Genomic DNA, 24553 nt, shown 5'->3' on the forward strand with positions numbered 1-24553 from the left:
AAGCACGTGCTCCAGGCGCTATTCGCGGTGGTACGGATGGCCGGCGTTGACCGACCAGGCGCGGTACAGCTGTTCGACCAGCAGCACGCGCGCCATGGCATGAGGCAATGTCAGATCGGACAAACGAATGCGCTCGTGCGCAGCGGCCTTGAAGGCAGGGTCGAGCCCGTCGGGGCCGCCGATGACCAGTGCCACGTCGTCGCCCTCGCCCTGCCAGGCCTGCAGTCGCGCCGCCAGGGCCTTTGTCGTGAGCGAGGTGCCACGTTCGTCCAGCGCGACGATGTGCATGCCGCGGGCAATCGCTGCCTCGATGCGTTCGCGCTCCGCGGCATAGATCGTGTCGAGTGATTTCGAACTGCGTGGCTCTGTCTTGACGGCCCGCAATTCGAGCTTGAGCTCCGGCGGGAAGCGCTTGGCGTAGTCGTCCCAGGCGGTCTGTGCCCAGTCGGGCATGCGTTGCCCGACCGCGACCACCAGCAGCTTCATACGTTCTTCGGAGCAGCCTTGCGCGCGGGCTTCTTGACCGCGGCGGCGGTCTTGGAGGCAGGTCGGGCTGCAGGCTTCGCGGCCGACCTCGGCGCCGATTTGGCAGCGGCCTTCTTGGCGGCCGGCTTGCCGAACACTTTGACAGGCGTGTTGGCAGAAGCCTTGCGGGCCGGCGCCCTGCGCGATGGGCCCTTGGCTGCTTTGGCCTCGAGTTCAGCGGCGCGAATGGCGGTCTTGGCAGCGCTGGAACGGCGCAACGTCGTCGGCTGCTTGGCGGCTGGCTTCTTCTCTTCGACGACCTTGGCCGGCGACGCCGGCTTGCTCGACCCGAGCTTGGTACGAACCGGCTTGTCGCCCCAGATCTCTTCGAGGTGGTAATACTGGCGGATGGCCGGCTGCATGATGTGCGCGACCGCTGCGCCGCAGTCCACGATGATCCATTCGCCGTTTTCTTCGCCTTCGATGCGCGGCTTGCCAAAGCCGGCTTCGCGCACGGCATCGCGCACGCTCGAAGCCAGCGCCTTGGTCTGTCGATTCGATGTGCCCGAGGCGATGATCACGCGCTCGAAAAGCGGTGAAAGATGCTCAGTGTCGAATACCGCAATGTCCTGCGCCTTGACGTCTTCAAGCCCATCGATGATGGCTCGTTGAAGTTTCTGGGTGTCTTTCTTGGCGGCGGCTTCAGTTGTCATCAGGCAGGGCGGTAGAGGAGATGTTGATCAATATAGCGTGCAACGGCGGGCGGAACCAGTGCGGAAAGGTCTCTGCCACGGGCAGCGAGCTCGCGAATGTCGGTGGCGCTGATGTCCATGGCCGGCAGTTCGAGTGTCTCGAACCGGGCGCCAGCCGGTAGGCCGGGCAAGGCAGATGGATCGAACCGGGCTGCATCGCCCGTCTGTATTGCTCGATGCGCTACAGAAACGATAGCAAGCTCGAGTATACCCTGCCAGCCGTTCCAGGTCGGCAAGGCGCGGGCCTGGTCTTCGCCCATGACCAGCACCCATTGCACGTCGGGCAATTCGTCGTGCAGCTCTTGCAACGTATCGAGCGTGTAAGTGGGGCCGGGCCGCAACACTTCGCGCGTGTCGACGATTGCGCCGGGCAAGTCCTGAAACGCAAGACGCGTCATGGCGAGCCGGTCTTCGGCACTGGTTAACGCCCTCGCCTTGTGCCAGGCCTGTCCGGTCGGAAAGATGCGTAGCTCCTGCAAATCGAGCTGCGCCAGTGCCGCCGCAGCAAGCGCGACGTGTGCGTTGTGCGGCGGATCGAACGCGCCGCCGAACACGCCGATGCGGGTCGATGGCCGACTACTGCCGTGGCCGTCCGCGCTCAAAGCCACTCGCGCCGCACGATGAAGTCGCTGTACAGACTCGCCTCGGGCGTACCGACGTCAGGCATGCGCTGATAAGCCCAACTCGCAAGCGGCGGCATCGACAACAAGATCGATTCGGTGCGACCGCCGGACTGCAGACCGAAGTGCGTTCCGCGATCCCACACAAGATTGAACTCGACGTACCGGCCGCGGCGGTACAACTGGAATTCGCGCTCGCGCTCACCATACGGTGTTTCGCGGCGGCGCTCGACGATCGGCATGTAAGCAGGCAAGAACGCATCGCCGACGGAACGCAACATCGCGAAGCTCTGTTCGAAACCGAGCTCCGAGAAATCGTCGAAAAAGATGCCGCCGATGCCGCGCTGCTCGTTGCGGTGCTTCAAGAAAAAGTACTCGTCGCACCACTGCTTGAAGCGCTGATATTTGTCGTCGCCGAAGGGCGCTAGCGCATCGCGGCAAGTCGCATGAAAGTGCACCGCGTCCTCGACAAAACCGTAGTACGGCGTCAAGTCCATGCCGCCGCCAAACCAGCAGACCGGCTCGCCACCTTCGGGCAGCGCAGCCAGCATGCGGATGTTCATGTGCACTGTCGGCACATACGGATTGCGGGGATGAAAAACCAGCGACACGCCCATCGCCTCGAAGGGCGCGCCCGATAGTTCGGGCCGATGCTGTGTGGCCGACGGCGGCAGCCTGGGGCCACGAACCTGAGAGAAGCCGCAGCCGGCGCGTTCGAACAGTTCGCCGCCTTCGAGGATGCAGGTGAGCCCGCTGCCTTGAAGCAATTCTTCTGGCGCTTTCTGCCAGGCATCGCTGGTGCACGCACCGCCATCGGCCGCCTCGATCGACGAGACGATGCGTTGCTGCAATCCGCGCAGGTAGGCGGCGACTTCTGCCGGTGTCGTCGTGGCCGTTGCAGACGCAACCGCCATCAGCCGCCCTGCCCCCGGCCTTGCGTATTCCCCTGCGTGTGCGCATGCAAGGCGCGATACCCGATGTCGCGCCGGTATTGCGCCCCGTCGAATTGAATGCGCGAAGCCACTTCGTAAGAGCGCTGCTGCGCCAGCTTGACGCTGTCCGCCAGCACGGTGACGCACAACACCCGGCCGCCACTGGTCTGCAATTCCTTGCCCTTGAGCGCGGTACCAGCATGGAACACGACAGCATCGGCCGTCTCCGCCGGCACCCCGGCGATACGGTCGCCTTTTCGCGGATCGAGCGGATAACCGTGCGCCGCCATCACGACGCCCAAGGCGACACGCCGGTCCCATTGCAGTTCGACTTGGTCGAGCGTCCCATCAGTGGCGTGCAAGAACACTTCGAACAGATCCGACTTGAGCCGCATCATGATCGGCTGCGTTTCCGGGTCGCCCATGCGGCAGTTGAATTCCAGTGTTTTCGGGTGACCGGTGCCGTCGATCATCAGACCCGCATACAAGAAACCGGTGAATGGAATGCCGTCTTTTTCCATGCCTCGGATGGTCGGCAGGATGATCTCTCGCATAGCCCGCGCATGCACTTCGGCGGTGACGATCGGGGCCGGCGAATAGGCACCCATGCCCCCGGTGTTGGGGCCTTCATCGCCGTCGAGCAGGCGCTTGTGATCCTGGCTCGTGGCGAGCGCCAGCACGTTCTTGCCGTCGCACATAACGATGAAACTTGCCTCCTCGCCCTGCAAAAACTCTTCGATCACGACGCGCGGGACCGCCTTGCCGCCGCCGATGTCGTTGTGGGCGACGCCGAACTTGTTGTCGACCAGCATAAAGTCGATCGCCTCGTGCGCCTCGGCCGCCGTCATCGCAACCACGACGCCCTTGCCTGCCGCCAGCCCGTCGGCCTTGACGACGATCGGTGCGCCCTTGGCTTCGATGTACGCATGCGCGGCGACAGGGTCGGTGAAGGCCTCGTACTCCGCCGTCGGAATCTTGTGGCGCTTCATGAAGGCCTTCGAAAAGGCTTTGGAACTCTCGAGCTGCGCGGCCGCTTTCGTCGGACCGAAGATGCGCAAGCCGTGTGCGCGAAATTCGTCGACCACACCGGCAGCGAGCGGACCTTCAGGGCCGACCACGGTCAGCGCGATCTTTTCCTTGGCCGCCCATTCGCGCAGCGCGACCGGGTCGGTGATGTCGAGTCCGATAAATCGCGAATCGGTCGCCGTACCGCCGTTGCCCGGCGCCACATAAATCTTGCTGACACGCGTCGCCTGTGCAAGGCGCCAGGCCAACGCGTGCTCGCGACCACCGCCGCCAATGACCAGAACCTTCATTCGCCAGCTTTCATTCGAGGATTTTTCATTCCGACAGTGCAGCGTTGTGATAGACCTCCTGGACGTCGTCCAGGTCTTCAAGAATGTCGAGCAGCCGCTGCATCTTTGCAGCGTCGTCGCCAGTGACATCGACCGTGTTTTCGGCCCGCATCGTGACCTCGGCCACTTCCGGCATGAGGCCGGCGGCGTCGAGCGCGTTCTTGACCGCTTCAAAGTCGCCGACCGCCGACAGCACCTCGATGGCGCCGTCTTCGTCCGTTACCACGTCTTCGGCGCCGGCCTCCAGGGCGACTTCCATCACCTTGTCTTCGTCGGTGCCGGGCGCAAAGACGAACTGGCCGCAATGCTTGAACTGGAAGGAGACCGAATTCTCGGTGCCCATATTGCCGCCGTATTTAGAGAAAGCGTGCCGCACTTCGGCCACCGTGCGCACCCGGTTGTCGGTCATGGTGTCGACGATGATCGCCGCGCCGCCGATGCCATAGCCCTCGTAACGGATTTCTTCGTAGTTGACGCCTTCGAGGTTGCCGGTGGCCTTGTCGATGTTGCGTTTGACCGTGTCGATCGGCAGGTTGACGGCTTTGGCCTTTTCAACTGCCAGCCGCAGCCGCGGGTTGGTGCCCAAGTCACCGCCGCCGAGGCGCGCAGCGACCATGATTTCGCGGATCACGCGGGTCCATGCCTTGCCGCGCTTCTCGTCCTGCCGGCCCTTCCGGTGCTGAATGTTTGCCCATTTGCTGTGTCCGGCCATGGCTTCGCTCTCGCTGTCTAGTGGGTGTCGAGTTTACTGTCCGTCGCACGCAACGGCCTGCGCCGCACGGCGGGACCGGCAGTGCTTTTCTGGATAATCCAATGCTCAAACGTCGCTTTCCAGCTGCGGCGCCTGAATTCAACCTGACACTGCGCATGAACATTGTTGACCCGACACCTGTCCGAAGTCATGTCGTCACGACAGACGTCGAGGCTTGCGACGTACTCGTCATCGGCGGCGGCCCCGCGGGCTCCACTGCGGCCGCACTGCTCGCGCAGCAGGGCCGCAAGGTCGTGCTGCTCGAGAAAGCGCACCACCCGCGCTTTCACATCGGCGAATCTCTGTTGCCCGCCAACGTCGCTCTGTTCGACCGGATGGGCCTGCGCGAGCAGATCGAGGCGATCGGCATGCCCAAGTACGGCGTCGAATTCGTCTCGCCCGACCACGATCACACGGTGGCACTCGAATTTGCCGAGGCTTGGGACAAGTCGATGCCATACGCCTGGCAGGTGCGCCGCTCCGAAATGGACGAGATGCTGTTTCGCAATGCAACCGCGCACGGCGCCGACACGCGCGAAGGCTGGCGCGTGCGGAATGTCGATTTCGACGCCGACGGCGCCACCGTGCAGGCCACGCACGACGATGGCGATAAGCGTACATGGCGCGCCCGCTTCGTCATCGATGCATCGGGCCGCGACACCTTCCTGTCGAACAAGTTCAAGGCCAAGCAGAAAAACCCGAAGCACAACAGCTCGGCTTTGTTCGGCCACTTCGCCAACGCCTTGCGCGGTGAAGGCAAGCTCGAAGGCAACATCACCATCTTCTGGTTCGCGCACGGCTGGTTCTGGTACATCCCGCTGGCCGACGGCACCACCAGCATTGGAGCAGTTTGCTGGCCGCACTACCTGAAGTCGCGCACCAAGCCGGTCAAGGACTTCTTTGCCGACACCATCGCGCTCTGCCCGCAACTGGTCGAGCGGCTGAAAGACGCCACGCTGGTAGACGACGCGGTGTACGCCACCGGCAACTACTCGTACACCAGCACGCATTGCAGCGGCGAGCGATATCTGATGCTCGGCGACGCGTTCACCTTCGTCGACCCGGTGTTTTCGTCGGGCGTCTATCTGGCGATGCACAGCGCCTTCGAAAGCGTCGATGTCGTGACCGCAGCGCTCGAGCGTCCTGCGCAGGCGGCTGCGCTGATGCAGCGCTTCGAGCGCTACATGCGCAAGGGGCCACGCGAGTTTTCGTGGTTCATCTTTCGGGTCACCAATCCGACCATGCGCGAATTTTTCATGTATCCACAGAACCCGATGCGGGTGAAGGAAGCGCTCATGTCCTTGCTGGCAGGCGACATCTACGGCAAGACGCCGATCTGGCGCTCGCTGCGCATCATCAAGACGATGTACTGGTTGGTTTCGGCCGGCCATCCCAGGCGGACCTGGCTGGCGTGGACGCGGCGGCGGCGCAACATTCGCGACCTCGGTCCGCTGGTCGGCGAGAACGTGGTGGAGGCCAAGTGAGCGCGCCACTTACCGACAATTCGGGCTCCTCGGGCTCCTCGGGCTTTCCGTCCCGTCTGCGGGTCGAACGGATGTCGCTGGCCGACAGCCTCGACCTCAGCGCCACCGGCGATGCACCCTTTGGCGCCTTGGGCTACGGCACGCCTGCGCATCTGCATTGGATGCCGACGGTGGACGCGCAGGTGCTGTCGCTGCGCGGTGCCATGGCCGACGTGTGGCATGCGGGCGAGAGCATCGATTCGGGCGCGACCGGCTCGGCACGCTGGCGCAGCGATGGCGAGTGGCTGCTCGGCGCCATCGATCTTTCCGAAGCAACCGACAAGGCCGATGACGAGGGTTTGTCCGACATGTCGCGCCGCGCTTACAGCGACCTCTTCAAGGCGCTCGACGAAGCAGGTACGCCCCACCTGCTGCGCATCTGGAACTATCTGCCGCGCATCAACGGCTTCAACGATTCCGACAACAGCGCCGCAGGGCAAGCCACCGGAGGCACCGGCCTGGAGCGCTACCGCCAATTCAACTTCGGCCGCCAGCAGGCCTTTATCGATGCCGCTCGCCCTGCCTTCGACGGCGCCCCGGCAGCTTGCGCACTGGGCATCCGGCAAGGCGCATTGAGCATCCGCTTCCTGGCAGGCCGCAAGGCGCCGGTGCCGGTCGAAAATCCGCGCCAGGTGTCAGCCTACCGCTACCCGCCGACGTACGGGCCGCGCGCGCCGACCTTTTCGCGCGCGGCACTCGCCGAAATGGGCGGCGGCGATGTCGCACTTTTCATCTCCGGCACCGCCAGCATCATCGGCCACGAGACCGTTCACCCCGGTGACGTGTGCGAGCAAACACGCGAGACGCTGCGCAACCTCGCTGCGGTGGTCGCCGCCGCGAACGACGCAGCAGGAAAGCTCGAAGCACCGTGCGACGCCGCACGCTTCACGGTGCCGGCGCTCGACTGCGTGATCTACGTACGGCATGTCGACGATGTCGTCGCCATCCGCCAAGTGATCGACGAGGTACTGGGCGGGGGCTCGCACTTCGCTGCGCACGCGGTGGTGCTCGAAGCCGATATCTGCCGCAGCGACTTGCTGGTCGAGATCGAGGCACATGCGGTTGCGTCCGGTGTGCAAGGCGCTCGGCACGATGCCTTGCCGGTCGGCTCACTCGATGCGTGAACCGGCGCCCACGCCATGATTCGCGCCCTGCGCTTACTCGCAACGATTCCGCTGGCGCTGCTGCTCTACACGCTGCTGCTGTTCCTCGGCGCCATGTCGCTCGGCTGGAACCTCATTGCCATGGTGCTGCATCCGGTGTTGCCGGCGCGGCAAGGCCTGCGCATCGGACGTGCGGGCATCTCGTGGGGCTATCGGCTGTTCTGGAACGTAGCGTCGGCCTGCAGGATGATGCGCATCGACGCGAGCTGCCTCGACGCGCTGCGCGACGAGCCGGGCGTGATCTTCGTGGCCAATCATCCGACCATGCTGGACGCCTTGTTGCTGGTGGCGCATTTGCCCAGGAGCGCGTGCATCATGAAAGCGTCGCTCATGAAGAACGTCTTTCTGGGTGCCGGCGCGCGGCTCGCACAGTACATCCGCAACGACTCGGCGCGCACGATGGTCCGGCTCGCCGTCAACGATCTGCGCGATGGCGGCCAGCTGGTCATCTTTCCGGAGGGCACGCGCACCGTCTCGCCGCCGCTTAACGCGTTTCGCCCCGGCGTGACGCTGATCGCAAAGCTCGCGCAGGCGCCGATTCAAACGGTCTTTATCGACACCGACTCGCCCTACCTCGGCAAGGGCTGGCCGCTGTGGCGGGTGCCGCCGCTACCGGTCGTTTTCAAGCTGCGCCTGGGTCACCGCTTTTTGCCGCGACAAGACAGTGCCGCGTTGCTGACGCAGCTCGATCAGTATTTTCGACACCACGTAGAACAACAACAGCGCGACGACACCGCGCCTGCCGAATGCCAGACGTCTCCCCTACACACCTAGTTCTGATCCCGAGCTACAACACGGGCGAGCGCCTTTTCTCGACGGTGAGTGCAGCGCGAGCGCAATGGAGTCCCGTATGGGTCGTGGTCGATGGCAGCACCGACGGCACCGGCGAGCGGCTGCAGCAGATGGCCGCGTCCGATCCGGGCCTGCGGGTCTGGTTGCTTCCGGCCAACCAGGGCAAGGGGGCCGCCGTGCTGCACGGCTTGCGTGCGGCGCAAGAAGCGGGCTACACACACGCATTGACCATGGACTCCGACGGCCAACATCCGGCGGACCTCATCCCCGCCTTCATGCAGGCATCGCTCGCACGCCCTGAGACGATGGTGCTGGGACGCCCGGTGTTCGATGCGAGCGCTCCGTTGCTGCGCGTGCGCGGCCGCAAGGTGTCGAACGGCTGGACGCAGCTCGAAACGTTGTTCGCCGGCATCGGCGATTCGCTCTACGGATTTCGGGTGTACCCCATCGGCGGGCTGATCGCGGTCATGAAGAGCCAGCCCTGGATGCGCCGCTTCGACTTCGATACGGAGGCGGTCGTGCGGCTCGCCTGGCGTGGCGTCAAACCAGTCAATATCGATGCACCGGTGAAGTACCTCACAGCTGAAGAAGGTGGCGTCTCGCACTTCCGGTATGGGCGCGACAACGTGCTCTTGTCGTGGATGCACACTCGGCTCATGTTCGAGTTCGTTCTTCGCTTGCCGGCCCTCCTGTGGCGGCGTTTTCGAGGTCTGCCACCGTTCCAGCCATGACCGCCACCGCGTCGAATCAGGCCCGTCCCTGGACCGCCGAGATCGCGCTGCGCATGCGCCGTCTTTTCTTGTTGAAGCTGGTCGGCACCATCGCTTTCACCTGGATCTTTTTCATTGGCTACTTCCATTTGCTGCGTCATCCGACGCAGCAGCCGATGACCATGCCGCTGACCGCCCTCGACCTACTGATCCCGTTTCAGCCCTATACGCTGATGGCCTACCTGTCGCTCTGGTTCTACATCGGCGTGGCGCCGGGTTTGCAGCGCAATTTTGCCGAACTCGTAGTCTTCGGCCTGTGGGAGGCTGCGCTTTGCCTTTCGGGACTGGCTGTGTTCTATGTCTTGCCGACGGCGGTACCGGCACTGACATTCGACGTGTCGGGCTTTCCCGGCTTCGCGATGCTGCAAGGCGTCGACGCCACGGGCAACGCCTTTCCGTCGATGCATGTGGCGGTCGCCCTCTTCACTGCCGTGCACGTGGAAGACGTGTTGCGCCGTGCACACGTGCCCTGGACGCTCCGCCTGCTCAACGTGCTCTGGTTTCTCGCCATTGCCTGGTCGACCCTGGCCGTTCGGCAACACGTGGTGCTGGACGTGATCGGTGGCGCTATGCTGGGAATGGCTTTTGCAGTGCCGTCGCTGCGCTGGCGACCGCGATCCGATGTGCCGATGGCCCGCGCCGACCCCTTGCCTGCCGCATTTGCCAACCGCACCAACCTCTAACAACACCAAGTTCACCTCACCATGAGTTCGCTGAAAGAGTTGCAGGACCTGATCCAGGAAAAGTACGACATCCCGCCTGAAAAGCTCGCGCCCGATGCGTCGATGCGAGAGTCCGGGCTCGATTCGCTCTCGATCGCCGAATTCGTGTTCGCAATCGAAGATCACTTTCACATCGAACTGCCGGACGACGATCCGAACATCGACACCCTTGGTGAATTGGCCGCGCTGGTCGACCGTGTTCGCGCTGCAAAAGACGAAGTGAAAAAAGCAGCGTGAATTCCTACGCCGTCGTCGTCACCGGCATGGGCGTCGTGGCACCGCACGGCGACAGCCCGACCACGTTGTTCGAAGCGCTGATGCTCGGCCATTCGGCCATCCATCCCGTATTTCCGGAGCTGCCCAAGCCGGCGGCCGCAGCGACCGTCGCCTTCGACGCTTCGCGTTGGTTCACCAAGCTGCAGCTGGCCGGGGTCGACCGCGTGAGCCAGTTGGCCGTCGCTGCGGCAGAGCTCGCCATGAAGGACGCTGGCGCCGCGGGAACGGTCGAGGCCGAGCGCATCGGCGTCTTCGTGGGCTGCGGCATGGGCGGTGCGGCGGCTCTCGAGGCCGCGTACCGAAGCGGCAACACGCAGAGCGGCGGCTCCGGCCGCGTGCCGCCGTTGACCATCCCCGCTTTCATGCCCAACGCACCGGCAGCGCATGTCGCCATGCGTCAGGGCGTTCATGGCCCGGTGCTCACCTATTCGGTCGCGTGCGCATCGTCGTCACTGGCCATCGCCGAAGCCGCCAAGGCGGTGCAGCGCGGCGATGTCGACCTGGCCATCGCCGGCGGCAGCGAAGCGCTGATCGTCCCCGGCGTGGTCATGGCGTGGCAGGCGATGCAGACGCTCGCCTCGTTCGCGCCCGGCGAGGCCGCCGACGCGGTGCGCCCCTTCGCCGCCGATCGCAGCGGCTTCGCGCTGGGCGAAGGTGCGGCTTTCATCGTGCTCGAATCGGCAGAGCGTGCAAAGGCGCGTGGTGCCAAACACTACGCGACGCTCGCAGGCTGGGGCAGCAGCTGCGACGCCACGCACCTCACCAAGCCCGACGCGCCTGGCCAGGCGCGTGCGCTGCGCCAGGCCCTGAAGATGGCCGACCTGGAGCCTCGCGACATCGGCTACTGCAACGCACACGGCACCGCGACACGCATCGGCGACGAAGTCGAAGCCAAGGCATTGGCCGAGGTATGGGGCACCGATATCGACGCACTGAAAGTGAGCTCGACCAAGGCGCTGCACGGCCACTTGCTGGGCGCAGCCGGTGCGATCGAAGCCGTGATTACCGTGATGGCGCTCTACGAGCAACGGCTGCCGCCCAATGCGCACTGCGTCACGCCCGACCCGGCTTGCGCGCTGAATCTGGTGCTCGAACCCGGCTACAGCGCTGCCAATGCGCAGGCCGCCATCAGCAACTCCTTCGCTTTCGGCGGGACCAATTCGGTCTTGCTTTTCAAGCGCTGAAGCAAGCGCGCCCGGCTGGCCGCACTGCGACCCACCGGCCATCGCGACGCTGCCCCCTTCCAGAAACACCGCGGACACCGGCTTCGCCGGGCTGCTGGTGTTGCCCCCGGTCAGGGGTGGGGCGAGCTAAATCATCCCGCCGTTGATCGAGATGACCTGCCCCGTGATGTAGGCGGCTTCGGCGCTTGCCAGAAAACCGGCCAGCGCCGCCACCTCGTCCGGCGTCCCGGCCCGCTTGGCCGGCACCATCTGCGCGATCATCGCCGGGTCGAACACTGCATCGGCCATTGGCGATGCGATGATCCCCGGCGCGATGGCATTGACGGTGACGCCGCGCGCTGCCACTTCGAGCGACAGCGCCTTGGTCGCGCTGTTGAGCGCGCCCTTGGCGGCCGCGTAGTTAACCTGCCCGCGATTGCCGGTGAGCGACGCGACCGACGAGATGTTCAGGATGCGGCCCCAGCGCGTGCGCAGCATCGGCAGCAACAGCGGCTGCGTCACCCGAAAGAAGCCGTTGAGCGACACGTCGATGACCTTGTGCCACTGCTCGGGCCGCATGCCAGGCATGACCGCGTCGTCGTGCACGCCGGCGTTGTTCACGACGATCTGCACCGGGCCGGCTTCAAGCATGCGCTCGCAGGCCAGGCGCGCGGCCTCATCGCTGCGCAGATCGAACACCACGCTCTCGGCTTTGCCGCCGGCGGCGATGATCGTCGCGGCCAGTTGCTCCACGGCCTCGGGCCTTGAATTGGCATGCAGCAACACAGTGGCGCCGTCGCGCGCCAGCCGCGTCGCGATGGCCGCACCGAGCGAGCCGCTCGCGCCGGTGATGAGGGCGCGTTTTCCTGCGAGAGTGTTGCCTTCGAGAGTCATTGGGGAGCTTCCATCGCCAGTGGCGTGTTGAGGACGACCAGGGCGCGGCCTTCGGCGACCGCCCGGCCCTCGCTGTCGGTCAAGTCGAATTCATAGAATACCTGCCGCGCATCGCCCGACAGCCGACGGGCGCGCACATGCAGCAAACCGGCGATGTCGTCGAGCCGCTCGACAGCCATCTTCACGTTACGTGCGCTCGCCAGAAACCCAGCCGACGGCACGCTGCCCTCGACCGCCAGCACGCCGCCATGCAAGGCCATGGCCTGCGCCGCATATTCGATGGCGTTGGGCACGAGCAACCCGCTCGCGGTGCGCAACGGGTTGTCGGGCGCCGTGTGGGTGGCGGTAGTGCAGTGGATGGCCTCGGCCGACCAGCTTTCGAGGCGGTCCAACAGACACATGGTGCCGCTGTGCGGAATGCGTCGGGCGATGGCGGCGCGGTCGAGTGTTTGGGGCGTCATTCTTTGCTTTCAGACAGACAGAGATCGGCGACCAGCAGTACGTTCGCGAACGGCGTGCCCTGGCTCATCGGCACGCTCTGCACTTTGAAGCCGAAGCCTTCGAGCGTGGCGCTCCATGCGGCCAGCGGCCGGCCCCAGGTCGGCGAAACCTTGTGGCCGCGAATGCGGGTGACCATCCGGTCGACCCACTGGCTCACTGCAAAGCCGCGTCGGTCAGACGCATCGCCGACACGCAGCAACAGGCGCCCTTCCGGCTGCAGCGCATCGCGCACGCGCCGCAGCACATCGTCCTGCGCGGCGATGCCGACGTAGTGCAGCACGTCGAGGATCACGACCAGATCGCACGCCGGCAAATTTGCGTTGCACATGTCTGCACAGAGCAGTCGAGGCGCCGGCCGCAGATGGCCGATCGACGCTTGGGCACGTGCGATGTCCTTGGGCATCAGCTCGATGCCGGTGTACTGCGCAGCTGCAGTGGTGGCGGGCCACGACGCTGGCCAACGGCCCTTGGCCTGCATCGCGCTCATCGATGCAAGCAGGCTCGCGAACAGGCCCTGGCCGCAACCGATGTCGACCACGCGCGCATGCCGGGCGTCGATCAACCGGCGTTCGATCAAAGCGCGAAAGACCGGGTCGCGCCCCAGCTTGCCGCGCGCGAAATGCCAGGCGAAGTTACCGGCCGTTTTGTAGGGCAACGTGGCTGCCTCGTGCAGCTCGCGCCATGCGGCGTCGGGCTGCGGAAGCGGCGAGGTGTCGGCATTCATGTGCGGTGCCCTTGAAGTCCTTGCGGCAACGTAACGGACTTCAGCCCGTCGGCACGCAGGCGGTCGAGCAACGCGGGCAACACGTCGAGCAGCACCGGGCGGCCCGCTGCCGTGCGTGCGGCATTACCGTCGTGCAGCAAGAGGATGTCACGCGCCTGCAGGCCACGCGTCAACCGCGCCAGCACCTTGGCCGCATCGCCTTCGCGGGTGTCGAAGCCGCGGCGAGTCCAGCTCACGAGCCGCAGCCCGAGCCGATGCAGCACCGGCTCCAGAAACGGATTGCGCAACCCGGCGGGCGCACGAAAACAGGTCGGTTTATGCCCGGTCACATCGGCGAGCATGTCTTGCGCCTGAGCGATCTCGCTGGCAAAACCGCGCGGACCCAGGAAGGAAAAGTTATGCCGATGCTGCGTCGTGTGGTTCTGGATACTGTGACCACGCGCCACGATCTCGCGCGCCAAAGCGGGCTGCGCCCGTACCCTCTCGGCGATGCAGAAAAAAGTGGCGCGCTGGCCGTGCGCATCGAGCAGGTCTAGCACCTGCGGCGTGACGTCAGGCTCGGGCCCGTCGTCGATGGTGATGGCGACCTCGCGCCGCGCGGCCGCTGCTTCGGGCAAACGCGTGACGTTAGGGCCGAGCAAACTGCTGCGTGGCGTCAGGCCGGCGCCGGTGATCAGCGCATGGTTCAGCACGATGGCGCCGACCGCCCAGGGCAGTGCGCCCGGGACCAGCACACCAGCGCCGATCGCGGCCACATGCCAGCCGACACTGGCCCGCAGAATGGGCGGCCAGGGCCATGCAGTCCCACGCGTCGAGTTGATAAGTGGTGTCACTTTTAATATTTTCCCATCAGCGGCGACCGCTCGACACCGGCGGCGCTGGCGGCGCGCCCCGCACGAAGGCAGCCGACAACAGCAATGCCAGCATCGCCCCCGGTGCCACCACGCGGCCGATGGCCGACAGCGACGGAATGTTCGAGATCGCGATCAAGCCGAACGACACCACCGTCGTGAGATTGGCCAGCATCAGCGACGCCAGCGTGTCTTCGTCGGCACGACCTGTCTCGCGCAACTGATCGAAGAACAGCGCGTAATTGGACCCCACTGCCACCACGAGCAGCATGCCCACGAGATGCAGGATGCCGAGCTGCACCTGCAGCACCGCGAGGCCGCCCAGCGTGAGCACGACAGCAAACACCAACGGCTGGCACACCGCGAGCAGCCGGCGCGGCGATCGCAGATACAGGCCGAGCAGCACCACGACCGCGAGCGCGCCGAGCAGCACCTGAACGAAGGCTTCATGCAAATAGCGATCGTAGAGCGCACCGAGTTCGCGGCCGACGTCGACCACCTGCACATCCGGCACGCCGGCGAGCGCCGATTCGAGCCGAGCCTGATCGAACTTCGTACCCGGGTGCAGCGCGATCAACGCACCCCATCCGCCGCCCGGCCGCTGGTACATCAACGAGCTGACGATCGGCCCGAGCGGCCCACTCGCGAGGTCTTCGCGCTGCACCATGGGCTGGTTGCGCGCGGTCTCGACATCGGTAAGAAACGGTTCGAGCCGCGCGACCGGCAACGGCAGATCCTTCATCGCTTCGTTCAGCCGGCTTCGCAGCGTGGCGCCGTCGGGCAGGCTCGCGACGCGTGCCTGTTGAGCGGCTTCGCTCGGCAAAAAACGCGTGACCGTTTCAAAGCCGGTGAGCTCGCCGCTGTCGACCATCTTTTCGAGGCGGAGGCTGGCGGCCTCGGCGTTGCGCAATACGCTCTGCACATCCGCACCTTGCGCCACGACCAGCAGACCGCCGTCGCTGGCACCGATGTCGGCACGCAGCGATTCGTCGAGCGCCTGCGCTTCCTTGGGCAGCGGGCTCATCGCACTCAGGTTGGCGCGCCACAGGTCGGCACCGCGCCAGGCCAGCAAAGCCAGCGCGGCAAGGCCGAGCGCGAACAGGCCCAGACGCAGCCGCGGCAGTCCGCGCACGATGGCACCGGCGACCTTGGCCATGGTGCGGCGCATGCCCATGCCGGTGGCGCCGTCGGGCGCCAGCACCGGAAGCACGTAGCGCGTGGCGAGGGCCGCGGCGACCAGGCCGGCAATCGAGAAAACACCGAGCTGCGCGAGCCCCGGAAAGCCGGAGAAAAGCAGGGCTGCAAAGCCGCACACCGACGTCAACAGACCGAGTCGCACGGTCGGCCAGTTGAGGTCGCGCCAGCGTTGCCAGCCGGTACCCGGCACCGCAGCGCCGCGCGCCTGGATCAGGTAATAGATGGCGTAGTCGATGGTCTCGCCGATGAGCGTGCTGCCGAATCCCATCGTCAGTCCATGCACGTTGCCGAACACCAGGCTGACGGTGGCGGTGCCCGCGACCACGCCGGTCGCGACCGGCAGGAACGCGATGAGCAAGGCCTTGGGCGATGCGAAGGCCAGCAGCAGCAAACAGCCCATCACGATGCCGCCAACGATGGACAGATGGATCGCCTCGCCCTTGATCTGATCGCGGCTCTGCACGGAGAACACCGGCGCGCCGCTCAGCCGCAGCCGTGGCTTGGCGCCAGTCATGTCACGCGTGGCCGCATCGAAAGCCGACTGCACTTTGGCGATGGCGATGGTCAGCGCGTCGAGGTCGCTGCCGGAAGCGTGGGTGGTCGCGAGCAACACCGCGCGCGGTGCCGAGCGCGAGGCCCACACGCCGGCTTCGGTGCGCGGCGCATTGGCGGGGATGAGGCTTTCGGCCACGCCTTGCGTCTCGCCGGTCGGATCGCGGTCGAGCAGCGGCTTGACCAGGTTGCCAGCCGGCGTGCCGAGCAACGACAGCGTGTCGGCAATGGCATCGTGCAGACCAGCAGCGGTGAAACGCTCGGGCGTGACGGATGTCGACAGTCGATAGCGGTGATCGAACAGCCAGGTGCCGGCCGCCTTCCAGTCAGAGGCGTCACCGTTCTGCACCTGGTCGAACAAGCCGCTTTCGCGCATGGCGCCAGCGACCGAACGCGAGACGACCGCGCGCTGCGTTGCATCGGTGCCGTCCTCGATGCCGATCAGCAAGGTGCGCGACGCCACACCGGTTTGCAGTTGCTCGATGAGCACGCGCTGGCGCGCATCGGGGCTCTGGGGCAGGAAGGCCGACAGGTCGGCGCTGAAATGCGTGCGTGTGATCAAGACCACGCCGGCCGCGACGATGGCAAGCCAGACCAGCAGCACCACGATGCGACGCTGGCGGCTGAGCCCGGGCGCACCCGTGGCCCCAGCGGTCGCAACCGGCTGGCGCGATGTCACGGCGCAGGCCGGGTCGGAACGATCGTCATGACAGAGCGGTCGCCACCGACGAACTCCATTTCGAGGCCGAGCACTTCGCTGCCACGGCCGCTCATTCGCACGCTGCGGACTTGCGCGGCGAGGCGGTTGTCGAGCGGTTGCAGATCGAGCGTCCAGCCGTCCACCGAGCCACCGACGGCGCTCTTGAAATAGCGCGTGAGCGCGGCCGTGTCGCCGCTCAAGGTGCCACGCATGGCCTCGACCAGGCCTTGCAGTTCGGGCACGCTGTCGAGCGTCATGGTGCGTGTGCGCTCGCCGCGCGACAGCACCATGTTGTTGCCGTCGACGACCATGCTTTCAGGCCGCGGCGTGAGCGTGCGACGCGACAGTTTGTCGGGCGCAGTGAAGCTCAGCGTGCCGCTGGCGTTGAGCGGGCCTTCGAGACCGCGCACGAAGCGCTGTTCGGTGAAACGTGCCTCGCCGCTCTTCTGTTTGGCCAGCAGGCCCATCAGGTCTGGCAGTTCGAATGCCCAGGCCGACGACGCGCTGAAAGCCAGCACAAGCAGCAGCGCGCGGCATACGTCACGCCATTGCACTGCGCCTGCGCATCCGCCCAACTCACCGCGAATCTTCGAGCCAGAAATCATGAAAATTGAACCAGTTGTAGGGGTACTTGCGGCACAGCGCTTCGAGCCGTGCCACATAGGCTTCGACTGCCTCGCGGATCGCGCGTTCCCGCTCGGCCGGGTCGCGAATGCGTTCGCTGAAATCGGCCAGCGGTTCGAACAGCACATCGTAGCGGGCGCCGCCCACATACAAACCCGCCATGAAGAAGACGCGGCGGCGCAGCAGCGCAGCCAGACGAAACGGCCCGTCGTTGAACAGCGCCGGCTGCCCCAGAAACGGAAGCTCGATGCTGTTGCCGCGCTGACCGGCCTGCTCGACTTGGCCCGGCAGCGTGCGGTCGGCCAGCAGCCCCGCCATGCCGCCAGTGTCGAGCCAGTCACGCAGCTCGAGCATCGAATGTGGTCGGCCCAGCGCGATCACGTGCGGCCGCAGTTCCGGCAGGCTGATCGCATCCAGCATGGCGTTTATCTGCCGCGCGTTGTCCGGGAACATGAGCATCGCCGGACGCAGTTTTGGCGAGTCGGGGCTGAGCCCCTTGCAGGCACCGAGCGCCTCGAAGCTGCCGACATGCGCACCCAGCAAAAAGGCGCCGCGGCCCGCCAGTGCTTCGCTCTCGACCGGCTCTTTGCCGACGACCCGCACATCGAACAGGTCCATGCGGCCGCGCAGAAAGTAGACACGGTCGAGCACGGTGGAGGCGAAGGCGTGCAGCAGCTTGTAGCCGTCGCCCCACCCTGCGTTTGGACCGATCACGCGGAACAGGTACCGCTTGATGTGGCGACGCGGCGCTGGCGAAAAGAGCAGGAAATACAGCGTGACCGGATGCAGTACCAGCCGCGCGGCGCGGCGTCCCATCGTCAATGCGATCCAGCAGATCACCTGCAGCGCCACCTTGTTGGCGCGCTCCGGCGTGGTCGACCAATCGGCTGCAGCGGCCGGCCGATCGGTTTCGGGCGCGGGTCTTGTCACGGTCGGATCGGCGCTCATGCAGCCGTGTCTGTCCCCGGCATCCAGCGGCCGCTGACCGCGATCTGCGCATTGCAGCGCACCTCGAAGCGCACGCCTCTGGCTGCGCCCGGCTCGGGTTGAAGCTCGATCGTCAACGTGGCGCCCGGCCGTACCGGCGACAGGAACTTGCAGGCCGCCAGCGTCGGTTGCCGGCCCAGTCGCGCGACCAAGGCCGGCACGCCGTGCGCGGCTTCGAGCACCTCGGCCAGCAACAATGCGCCGGGCACCAACGGTTGGCCGGGAAAGTGGCCGGCAAAAGCCGGATGGTCTACCGGCACGTCGCGCGTGACCTGCACCGCAGTGCTGTCGTCGGCCAGTTGCGCCAGCGCGAATTCGCGCAACGCACGCACCGTGAGCTTGCCGGTGCCCTCCCGCGGCAGCGACGCGACATGCACCACGCGACGCGGCACGAAGACCGGCTCCAGCCGCTGCCGCAACGCCGCGATGAGGTCACCCGACTTCAACTCCGGCGCGACCACGAAGGCCACCGGCCGCACCACGCCGTCGGCCACTTCGTCGGGCAGCCAGAACGCGCCATCGACCACGCCGGCGACGCTGTTCAGGTGGAAGTTCAGATGCCCGAGCGAACTGCGCCGGCCGGCCACGTGAATCAGGTCGTTGGCCCGGCCTAACAGGCGAAAGTGCTGCGAATCGATCAACTCCAGCACGTCGGCCATCGGCGTCGGGCGGGGCACGAAATCGCCGCTGAAAACGAAGCGCTCCGCACCGTCTTCGGTCGGCTCGGCCGTCACCTGGATTTCGCCGAAGGTGTGCCAGACCTCGCTCTCAGTGGTGCGCCTTGTTGCGACCTGGCCCGACTCGGTGCTGCCGTAGATTTCGATCAGCGCGCCGCACATCGCCTGCTCGGCCTGCACGGCGAGTTGCGGCGACAGCGGTGCCGTGGCCGACAGGATCAGGTCGACCGCTGGCAGCGGCACGCCGGCCACCAACAGGGTCTTCAGATGAAACGGCGTGGTGATGAGCGCACGCGGCCGCGGCGACGCCTCGAGCGTGGATGTGACATCCGCCGGAAAGAACGGCCGGCCGCTGTCGAACGATGCGCCGCCGAGCATGGCGAGCAAGGCCGACGATTCGAGCCCGTAGCTGTGCTGTACCGGCACTGTCGTCACCAGCGTCAAGCCTTTGAGCGACGGCAGCTTCAGCAAATCAGAGAGCCGTGGCACCGCCGCGCCGACGTCGTCGACCAGCGTGCGCCAACTCTTGGCATGCGGTTGCGGCACGCCGGTCGAGCCGGAAGTCAACAGGCTGACGGCATGGCCTTCGGCATCGATCATCGGCATCTCTATCGCTGCGCCGTCGCGCACGGCGACATGCACGCGCGGATCGGTCCAGACCACCGTGATGCCTTGCGGATCGAGGTGCTTGTCGTCGGCAATTGCGAAGAGATGGGGATTGCCTTCGCGCAGTCGCGACAGCGTCTCGGGCCGCGCGTCTGGCGGCAGCAAACTGGGCAGTCGGCGCACCAGCGCAGCGCCGAGACCGACGGCAAAGGAATAGCGGTCGACGCACAGATTGACCACCGGACCTTGCGCAGGCAACTGCTCGGCGAGAGCGGTCACGTCGGCCAGGTACTGGCGTGACGAAATCGGCACGCCGGCGCGCCAGGCGAGCGGTGCGTCGAGGTCGCGTGCGCCCAGCAGCGGAAGGAACTTTGGAAGATCGGACTTCATTTGCGTGGTGTTCGCGGTACCAGACGGAGTAACAGACGGAGTACCAGACGTACTGTTCATCGCGGCGCGCCGTTGTCGACAGGCGCGCCATAAAAGGCTCGCACCGCATCGATCATGCGGGTGCGTTCGAACTCGGGGTGCAGTTGGTAGCGCATGAAATGTTCGCCGACGAACAGGCACACCACGCTCACCGGCGTCAACACGTTGGCCAGCAACGACCAGGCTGAAAACGGCAGCGTGAGGTAGACGACGACCGAGGCGACGACCATCAGCGCGAAGTACACCGTCCACACCAAGGTGACTTGATCGGTGTAGCGCTTCATGCCGGGCACGATCGCATGCACGCGCTGCGCGAACTGGCCTATGAGCGACAAGCCATCACCGCGCAGGGTGCTGCCGAACCAGATGCACAGCACCAAGTTGATGCCCGCGTGCTGCAGCACGTAGAGCCGGTTGGGGTCGCCTGCCTCGCCGCGCAACACCAGCGCGAACAATGCGGCGCCGGCCGCGGCGACGATGAGCAGCGCCCACTTGCCGACGCGTGCCGCAGCGAGGCCAAGCGCGGTCAGCCACAACGGCACGAGCAGCACCACCACGGCCCACGGTTCCGCCGCATGAAAAAGCATCATCCAGTGCGACAGCCCTGCGTAAGCAGCGCCCGCCACCAGCAGGAGCGCCAGCCGCCACCTCGACATCGGCTTCAGGTAGCGCTGCGATTCTGTGCGACGTGGGTCGCAAGAGTGCGCAGCGACGTAAAGATCTGCTGGTTGCGCTCGTCGTCGGAACGCAGCTGAAAGCCGTACTTCCGCGAGACTTCCAGCGCGACTTCGAGGATGTCGATCGAGTCGAGTCCCAGGCCTTCACCGTACAGCGGCGCGTCGGGCGCCACGTCGGCCGGCGCGATCTCCAGATTCAGGGATTCGACAAGCAACACGGCCAGCTCGGCTTCGAGCGGCGTTTGTTCCGAAGAAGCATCGCCAACGGCGGGAATGGGGGTTTGTGCAATCGATGACAAAAGGGAGCTCCGGAACTGTTCTACAAAGGCGACAAAGTGCCCCTAATTATAGGAGGCGGCCTTCGCTAGACTGTCGCATCGATACGACCCCGGAGTGCCTATGGCCGACCCTCTTTTGATTGCCCGCCACGACACCATCGAGTGCGCCCTGCTCCCTGCGCTCGCCAATCGACACGGCCTCATCACCGGCGCCACCGGCACCGGCAAGACGGTCACGTTGCAGACCATCGCGCAAAAGCTCTCGGGCATCGGCGTGCCGGTGTTCATGGCCGACGTCAAGGGCGACCTCACGGGCATCAGCCAGCCAGGCCATATCGGCGACAAGATGGCGGCCACCTTGAAGGAGCGCGGGCTCGATGCGCCCACGCCGCTGGCCTGCCCGGTCACCCTGTGGGACGTGTTCGGCGAGCAGGGCCACCCGGTGCGGGCCACGGTGTCCGACATGGGGCCGCTGCTGCTCGGCCGCATGCTCGACCTCAACGAGACGCAGGCCGGCGTGCTGAACATCGTCTTCAAGATCGCCGACGACAACGGCTTGCTTCTGCTCGACCTGAAGGACCTGCGCGCGATGCTTCAGCACGTCGGCGAGAACGCCAGCCAGTTCACCACCGAGTACGGCAACATCAGCGCGGCCAGCGTGGGCGCTATCCAGCGCGGCCTGCTGCAGATCGAAACGCAGGGTGGCGGCAAGTTCTTCGGCGAGCCGATGCTAAACATCGCCGACTTCATGCAGACCGTCGATGGCAAGGGCGTGGTCAACATCCTGGCGGCCGACAAGCTGATGAATTCGCCGCGGCTCTATGCGACCTTTCTGTTGTGGATGCTGTCGGAACTCTTCGAGCAGCTGCCCGAGATCGGCGACCCCGATCAGCCCAAGCTGGTCTTCTTTTTCGACGAGGCACATCTGCTGTTCAATGAAGCGCCGAAGGCGCTCGTGGAGCGCATCGAGCTCGTCGTGCGGCTGGTGCGCTCCAAGGGCGTCGGTGTCTATTTCGTGACCCAGAACCCGCTGGACATTCCGGATTCTGTGTTGGCGCAGCTCGGCAACCGGGTCCAGCACGCACTGCGCGCCTTCACGCCGCGCGACCAGAAAGCCGTCAAGGCGACCGCGACGACGATGCGGCAAAAGCCAGGCCTCGACATCGAGAAGGCCATCACCGAATTGGCGGTGGGTGAAGCGCTGGTGAGCCTGCTCGACGACAAGGGTCGGCCCAGCATCACCGAGCGCGTCTACGTGCTGCCACCGGCCAGCCAGCTCGGGCCGATCACGCCGGTGCAGCGGCAGGCGCTGCTGGGCAATTCTCTGGTGGCGGGTGTGTACGAGAAGACGGTCGACAGGGAATCGGCTTACGAGAAGCTGAAGGGTCGTACAGAGACGGCGCCGGGTGCGCCAGCGACAACCGGCACGGCGACGATTCCCGGTGCCAGCGGCGGCGCGTCAACACCCGACGCTGCAGGCGGTGGCTTGATGGGCGGGCTGAATGAACTGTTGTTCGGATCGACCGGGCCGCGTGGCGGCAGGCGCGACGGCCTGGCGCAGACCATGGCGCGCTCTGCGGTGCGCACCATGGGCACATCGGTCGGCAAGGAAATCCTGCGTGGCGTGCTGGGCGGCATCTTCGGCGCGAAGAAGCGCTGAGCTTCAATGTGAAGAACGCCGTACAAACCCTTGTTTGATTGCCCGTTCGGCAGGTAGACGACAGCCCACGCGCCCAAGTGATGCATGATTTGTGTAAATCATTGCAACAAGGCGCGTGACATCGATGGCAACACTTATTCCGGCGATAAGCAGCTGCGCGTCGCACATGACAAGCGGCGAAAGGCGTTTGGCCGAGCGGCTCGAGCAAAAGCTCGAAGACGACTACCTGCTTTGGTATGACGTGCCCATCGGACCCAAGCACCTGCACCCTGACTTTGTAGTGATGCATCCGCGTCGCGGGATCTTGATCCTGGAGGTGAAGGACTGGAGTCCCAAGACCATTCAGCATGCCAACAAACAAAGTTGGCAGGTCTTTATTGGTGGCATGTTGAAGACGCTCCCCAATCCGGCAGAACAGGCCCGACAGCACGCGCATGCCGTCGTGGATGCGCTCAAAAGAGATGCTCAGCTCGTACACCCAGACGGCAAGCATCAGGGCGGCCTGATTTTCCCGTGGAGCTACGGGGTCGTGTTTCCGAACATGACGCGCAAGCAATTCACTGACGGCCAGCTCGACCAGATCATTGAGCCGAACCAGGTGATCTGCAGCGACGAGATGCTCGAAAAAGTGGATCCCGAAGATTTGCAGAGCCGCATGTGGGGCATGTTCCCTTTCATGATGCGCGGCGCCATGTCGCTGCCGCAACTCGATCGAGTGCGCTGGATTCTTTTCCCGGAAGTGCGCGTGCAAACAAGCGGCGTGCTGTTCGACGACAGCGACGCCGACGCCGAGCTGCCCGACATCATGCGGGTAATGGACCTGCAGCAGGAGCAGCTGGCCAGGTCACTGGGCGACGGTCACCGCGTCATCCACGGCGTGGCCGGTTCCGGCAAGACCATGATCCTCGGCTACCGCGCCGAGTACCTGGCCAAGGCTTGCACGCCGACCAGCAAGCCCATCCTCATCCTGTGTTTCAACGAGCCGCTGGGTGTGAAGCTGGCCAGCGTGATGGACGCCAAGGGTTTGGCCGACACCGTGCATGTGCGCCATTTTCATAAATGGTGCCGCGACCAACTCAAGACCTACAACCTGCTGCCCACCGAAAAGATGGGCACGGCACAGCTGATGGAAGAGTTTGTGCAGCGCGTGATTCGTGGTGTGGAGCAAAAGCACATTCCCAGCGGCCAATACCAGGCGGTGCTCATCGATGAGGGTCACGACTTCGCGTCGGAGTGGCTCAAGCTCGTCACGCAGATGGTCGACCCGAGCACCAACAGCCTGCTACTGCTTTACGACGACGCACAAAGCATTTACGAGCGCAAACGCAGCAAGCAATTCAGCTTCAAGAGCGTGGGCGTGCAGGCGCAGGGGCGCACCACCATCCTGAAAATCAACTACCGCAACACGCGGCAGATTCTGCAAACCGCCAACCTGATTGCGGCCGACCTGCTGACCGCGGACGACAAGGACGACGACGGTATTCCGCTGCTTAAGCCCATCAGTTGCGGACGTGACGGACAAGCGCCCATCCTCATCAAACTGCCCAGCCTGCGCGAAGAAGCATTCGCCATCGCCGACCAGCTGAGCCACGCTCATCAGGAAGGCCACGCCTGGGGCGACATGGCCATCCTGTGCGCGGACTGGAAAACCATGGAACTGTGCGCGGATGCACTGCTCCAGCGCAAGTTGCCTTTCAACCTGCGCAAGCGATCAGGCGACTACAACCCTGCGGCTGATGCCATCCAGGTCATGACCATGAAGGTCAGCAAGGGGTTGGAGTTTCCTGTGGTGGCGCTGCCGGGTGTGGGGCATATGCCAGCGCAGGGCGAAGACGAGCAGGAGGCTGCTCGGGTGTTTTATGTGGCGGCGACGCGGGCTATGCAGAGGTTGGTGATTGGGTTGGGTGGGGAG

General features: G+C 65.2%; 25 protein-coding genes. 9 read left to right on the top strand and 16 right to left on the bottom strand.

From position 1 onward, the window contains the following. Positions 1-18: 18 nt before the first annotated feature. From rlmH to QN397_RS17085, 6 genes are read right to left on the bottom strand one after another with little or no spacing between them, the layout of a single operon-like run. Positions 19-486, bottom strand: a complete 468-nt coding sequence (rlmH, locus tag QN397_RS17060) for a 23S rRNA (pseudouridine(1915)-N(3))-methyltransferase RlmH (RefSeq protein WP_187052133.1) — start codon at positions 484-486, stop codon at positions 19-21. Then, a complete protein-coding gene (gene rsfS, locus QN397_RS17065) occupies positions 483-1178 on the bottom strand; it encodes a ribosome silencing factor (RefSeq protein ID WP_323495159.1) in 696 nt (231 codons plus the stop codon). The genes rlmH and rsfS overlap by 4 nt, the downstream gene beginning before the upstream one ends. Next, positions 1178-1819, bottom strand: coding sequence for a nicotinate (nicotinamide) nucleotide adenylyltransferase (nadD, locus tag QN397_RS17070; protein WP_323501482.1), 642 nt, complete (start codon positions 1817-1819; stop codon positions 1178-1180). Before nadD ends, rsfS begins: the two co-directional genes overlap by 1 nt. After that, entirely contained in the window at positions 1816-2751 is a 936-nt protein-coding gene (gene hemF / locus QN397_RS17075; RefSeq protein ID WP_323501483.1) for an oxygen-dependent coproporphyrinogen oxidase, read from the bottom strand. Before hemF ends, nadD begins: the two co-directional genes overlap by 4 nt. Then, on the bottom strand, positions 2751-4085 hold the full coding sequence (purD, locus tag QN397_RS17080) for a phosphoribosylamine--glycine ligase (protein ID WP_323495156.1): 1335 nt from the start codon (positions 4083-4085) through the stop codon (positions 2751-2753). The genes hemF and purD overlap by 1 nt, the downstream gene beginning before the upstream one ends. A gap of 25 nt (positions 4086-4110) precedes the next feature. Continuing rightward, complete coding sequence (locus tag QN397_RS17085; protein WP_323495155.1) at positions 4111-4836, bottom strand: YebC/PmpR family DNA-binding transcriptional regulator; 726 nt, start codon at positions 4834-4836, stop codon at positions 4111-4113. Between the two features lie 155 nt (positions 4837-4991). Between QN397_RS17085 and QN397_RS17090 the strand changes: the two genes are divergently transcribed. Genes QN397_RS17090 through QN397_RS17120 form a run of 7 tightly spaced genes read left to right on the top strand, consistent with a single transcriptional unit; the run spans position 4992 to position 11305 of the window. Next, positions 4992-6359: an NAD(P)/FAD-dependent oxidoreductase gene (locus tag QN397_RS17090; RefSeq protein WP_323495284.1), complete on the top strand. Its 1368-nt coding sequence runs from the start codon at positions 4992-4994 to the stop codon at positions 6357-6359. Further along, entirely contained in the window at positions 6356-7522 is a 1167-nt protein-coding gene (locus tag QN397_RS17095) for a Rid family hydrolase (RefSeq protein ID WP_323495154.1), read from the top strand. Before QN397_RS17090 ends, QN397_RS17095 begins: the two co-directional genes overlap by 4 nt. A gap of 15 nt (positions 7523-7537) precedes the next feature. After that, entirely contained in the window at positions 7538-8335 is a 798-nt protein-coding gene (locus QN397_RS17100) for a lysophospholipid acyltransferase family protein (RefSeq protein WP_323501484.1), read from the top strand. Further along, positions 8308-9084 (top strand): glycosyltransferase family 2 protein, encoded by a 777-nt coding sequence (locus tag QN397_RS17105; RefSeq protein ID WP_323495152.1) that lies wholly within the window; start codon positions 8308-8310, stop codon positions 9082-9084. Before QN397_RS17100 ends, QN397_RS17105 begins: the two co-directional genes overlap by 28 nt. Beyond that, the gene (locus QN397_RS17110) at positions 9081-9806 is read left to right on the top strand and encodes a phosphatase PAP2 family protein (RefSeq protein WP_323495151.1); all 726 of its coding nucleotides are present in this window, start codon (positions 9081-9083) and stop codon (positions 9804-9806) included. Before QN397_RS17105 ends, QN397_RS17110 begins: the two co-directional genes overlap by 4 nt. A 21-nt stretch (positions 9807-9827) precedes the next feature. After that, positions 9828-10082, top strand: a complete 255-nt coding sequence (locus QN397_RS17115) for an acyl carrier protein (protein WP_323495150.1) — start codon at positions 9828-9830, stop codon at positions 10080-10082. Next, positions 10079-11305, top strand: a complete 1227-nt coding sequence (locus QN397_RS17120) for a beta-ketoacyl-[acyl-carrier-protein] synthase family protein (RefSeq protein WP_323495149.1) — start codon at positions 10079-10081, stop codon at positions 11303-11305. Before QN397_RS17115 ends, QN397_RS17120 begins: the two co-directional genes overlap by 4 nt. A 126-nt stretch (positions 11306-11431) precedes the next feature. Here the strand turns inward: QN397_RS17120 and fabG are convergent, their stop codons facing one another. From fabG to QN397_RS17170, 10 genes are read right to left on the bottom strand one after another with little or no spacing between them, the layout of a single operon-like run. Continuing rightward, positions 11432-12178 carry a 3-oxoacyl-ACP reductase FabG gene (gene fabG / locus QN397_RS17125; protein WP_323501485.1) on the bottom strand — a complete coding sequence of 249 codons (747 nt, stop codon included), beginning with the start codon at positions 12176-12178 and terminating at the stop codon, positions 11432-11434. Continuing rightward, on the bottom strand, positions 12175-12639 hold the full coding sequence (locus QN397_RS17130; RefSeq protein ID WP_323501486.1) for a hydroxymyristoyl-ACP dehydratase: 465 nt from the start codon (positions 12637-12639) through the stop codon (positions 12175-12177). Before QN397_RS17130 ends, fabG begins: the two co-directional genes overlap by 4 nt. Beyond that, positions 12636-13403, bottom strand: coding sequence for a class I SAM-dependent methyltransferase (locus tag QN397_RS17135; protein ID WP_323495146.1), 768 nt, complete (start codon positions 13401-13403; stop codon positions 12636-12638). Before QN397_RS17135 ends, QN397_RS17130 begins: the two co-directional genes overlap by 4 nt. After that, the gene (locus QN397_RS17140) at positions 13400-14236 is read right to left on the bottom strand and encodes a polysaccharide deacetylase family protein (protein ID WP_323495145.1); all 837 of its coding nucleotides are present in this window, start codon (positions 14234-14236) and stop codon (positions 13400-13402) included. The genes QN397_RS17135 and QN397_RS17140 overlap by 4 nt, the downstream gene beginning before the upstream one ends. 16 nt (positions 14237-14252) lie before the next feature. Further along, on the bottom strand, positions 14253-16682 hold the full coding sequence (locus tag QN397_RS17145; protein WP_323495144.1) for a transporter: 2430 nt from the start codon (positions 16680-16682) through the stop codon (positions 14253-14255). After that, complete coding sequence (locus tag QN397_RS17150; RefSeq protein WP_323495143.1) at positions 16679-17308, bottom strand: LolA-related protein; 630 nt, start codon at positions 17306-17308, stop codon at positions 16679-16681. Before QN397_RS17150 ends, QN397_RS17145 begins: the two co-directional genes overlap by 4 nt. Beyond that, on the bottom strand, positions 17280-18275 hold the full coding sequence (locus QN397_RS17155; RefSeq protein ID WP_323495142.1) for an acyl-CoA synthetase: 996 nt from the start codon (positions 18273-18275) through the stop codon (positions 17280-17282). Before QN397_RS17155 ends, QN397_RS17150 begins: the two co-directional genes overlap by 29 nt. Beyond that, entirely contained in the window at positions 18272-19987 is a 1716-nt protein-coding gene (locus QN397_RS17160; RefSeq protein WP_323501487.1) for an AMP-binding protein, read from the bottom strand. The genes QN397_RS17155 and QN397_RS17160 overlap by 4 nt, the downstream gene beginning before the upstream one ends. A gap of 56 nt (positions 19988-20043) precedes the next feature. After that, positions 20044-20682, bottom strand: a complete 639-nt coding sequence (locus QN397_RS17165) for a hypothetical protein (protein ID WP_323501488.1) — start codon at positions 20680-20682, stop codon at positions 20044-20046. Between the two features lie 5 nt (positions 20683-20687). Further along, positions 20688-21002 (bottom strand): phosphopantetheine-binding protein, encoded by a 315-nt coding sequence (locus tag QN397_RS17170; RefSeq protein WP_187052146.1) that lies wholly within the window; start codon positions 21000-21002, stop codon positions 20688-20690. A 100-nt stretch (positions 21003-21102) separates the two neighbouring features. On the opposite strand from QN397_RS17170, the gene QN397_RS17175 reads away from it, so the two are divergent. Both QN397_RS17175 and QN397_RS17180 read left to right on the top strand, forming a co-directional pair. Further along, complete coding sequence (locus QN397_RS17175; RefSeq protein ID WP_323495139.1) at positions 21103-22641, top strand: helicase HerA-like domain-containing protein; 1539 nt, start codon at positions 21103-21105, stop codon at positions 22639-22641. A gap of 124 nt (positions 22642-22765) precedes the next feature. Then, on the top strand, positions 22766-24553 hold a 1788-nt coding region (locus QN397_RS17180), incomplete at its 3' end, for a DEAD/DEAH box helicase (RefSeq protein WP_323501489.1).

This window comes from Variovorax sp. RTB1, from assembly GCF_035018765.1.
Taxonomy (GTDB): Bacteria; Pseudomonadota; Gammaproteobacteria; order Burkholderiales; family Burkholderiaceae_C; genus Variovorax.

Coding starts and splice junctions, on each gene's coding strand:
- rlmH (WP_187052133.1), bottom strand. CDS start 486: ATGAAGCTGCTGGTGGTCGCGGTCGGGCAACGCATGCCCGACTGGGCA.
- rsfS (WP_323495159.1), bottom strand. CDS start 1,178: ATGACAACTGAAGCCGCCGCCAAGAAAGACACCCAGAAACTTCAACGA.
- hemF (WP_323501483.1), bottom strand. CDS start 2,751: ATGGCGGTTGCGTCTGCAACGGCCACGACGACACCGGCAGAAGTCGCC.
- purD (WP_323495156.1), bottom strand. CDS start 4,085: ATGAAGGTTCTGGTCATTGGCGGCGGTGGTCGCGAGCACGCGTTGGCC.
- QN397_RS17085 (WP_323495155.1), bottom strand. CDS start 4,836: ATGGCCGGACACAGCAAATGGGCAAACATTCAGCACCGGAAGGGCCGG.
- QN397_RS17090 (WP_323495284.1), top strand. CDS start 4,992: ATGAACATTGTTGACCCGACACCTGTCCGAAGTCATGTCGTCACGACA.
- QN397_RS17100 (WP_323501484.1), top strand. CDS start 7,538: ATGATTCGCGCCCTGCGCTTACTCGCAACGATTCCGCTGGCGCTGCTG.
- QN397_RS17105 (WP_323495152.1), top strand. CDS start 8,308: ATGCCAGACGTCTCCCCTACACACCTAGTTCTGATCCCGAGCTACAAC.
- QN397_RS17110 (WP_323495151.1), top strand. CDS start 9,081: ATGACCGCCACCGCGTCGAATCAGGCCCGTCCCTGGACCGCCGAGATC.
- QN397_RS17115 (WP_323495150.1), top strand. CDS start 9,828: ATGAGTTCGCTGAAAGAGTTGCAGGACCTGATCCAGGAAAAGTACGAC.
- fabG (WP_323501485.1), bottom strand. CDS start 12,178: ATGACTCTCGAAGGCAACACTCTCGCAGGAAAACGCGCCCTCATCACC.
- QN397_RS17130 (WP_323501486.1), bottom strand. CDS start 12,639: ATGACGCCCCAAACACTCGACCGCGCCGCCATCGCCCGACGCATTCCG.
- QN397_RS17135 (WP_323495146.1), bottom strand. CDS start 13,403: ATGAATGCCGACACCTCGCCGCTTCCGCAGCCCGACGCCGCATGGCGC.
- QN397_RS17150 (WP_323495143.1), bottom strand. CDS start 17,308: ATGATTTCTGGCTCGAAGATTCGCGGTGAGTTGGGCGGATGCGCAGGC.
- QN397_RS17155 (WP_323495142.1), bottom strand. CDS start 18,275: ATGAGCGCCGATCCGACCGTGACAAGACCCGCGCCCGAAACCGATCGG.
- QN397_RS17160 (WP_323501487.1), bottom strand. CDS start 19,987: ATGAAGTCCGATCTTCCAAAGTTCCTTCCGCTGCTGGGCGCACGCGAC.
- QN397_RS17165 (WP_323501488.1), bottom strand. CDS start 20,682: ATGTCGAGGTGGCGGCTGGCGCTCCTGCTGGTGGCGGGCGCTGCTTAC.
- QN397_RS17175 (WP_323495139.1), top strand. CDS start 21,103: ATGGCCGACCCTCTTTTGATTGCCCGCCACGACACCATCGAGTGCGCC.